We start from the raw sequence: 715 nt of genomic DNA on the forward strand, positions 1-715 counted from the left end.
CTTCCGAACGTTGCGTCACAAATGCTGCAAAGCAGCATTTGTGGTTTCAAACCCCCGGTGGCAACACCATTTGCTATGAAAGGCGCTGCCCAACAAGCACCGCAGTCGCCACTGACGGATCAGATCCATGGCCTATCACGACCGGACGACCCTCACCCTTGCTGCGCCGCTGACCCCACCGCTGGCCAGCCAGGCCCCGGCGCTCGTCCTCGAGTCGAGATCCGACATCGCCCGGATCCATCTCAAGGCCCATTACCGCCGCCTCGGTACGAGCGCCCGGCGTCTGCGGTTCATGGGGCAGCCTTCCGAGGCCTCGATGGACAAGATCGCCGATGCCGCACTCCCGGATATGCTGATCGAATATGTCGACCAGGGGATCGTGCGTGGCGTAATCGAGGCTTACCGCACCAAGGGTGCTCACGCCGAGGTGGCGCTCTCACTCGAGGATGCATACCAGGGTCGCGGCTTTGGCCGGATGCTCTTCCGCGCCGGCCTTCACACCCTCAAGGAAATGGGTGTGCGCCATGTCGATCTCTACTGCATGCGCAACAACACCGCCGTCCTGGCGCTCGTCCGCTCCGCGGGCGGCAGCGTGCGCTACCTATACGGCGACGCCTTCGCCGAAGTCTGCCTTGACCGGGTGCTTGCACAGCCCTCCGCTGGCTGAATTTTCCTCATCACAATGATGATTGAGCCGCCGCCTGTGAGGGTCGGC

At 63.1% G+C, this 715-nt stretch carries 1 protein-coding gene; it reads left to right on the forward strand.

What is annotated here, in order from left to right:
* Positions 1–127 precede the first annotated feature (127 nt).
* A complete protein-coding gene (locus IEV82_RS23490) occupies positions 128–667 on the forward strand; it encodes a GNAT family N-acetyltransferase (protein WP_188484505.1) in 540 nt (179 codons plus the stop codon).
* Positions 668–715: the final 48 nt, after the last annotated feature.

Origin of the sequence: Marivita lacus (genome assembly GCF_014637725.1) — a bacterium.
GTDB lineage: Bacteria > Pseudomonadota > Alphaproteobacteria > Rhodobacterales > Rhodobacteraceae > Marivita > Marivita lacus.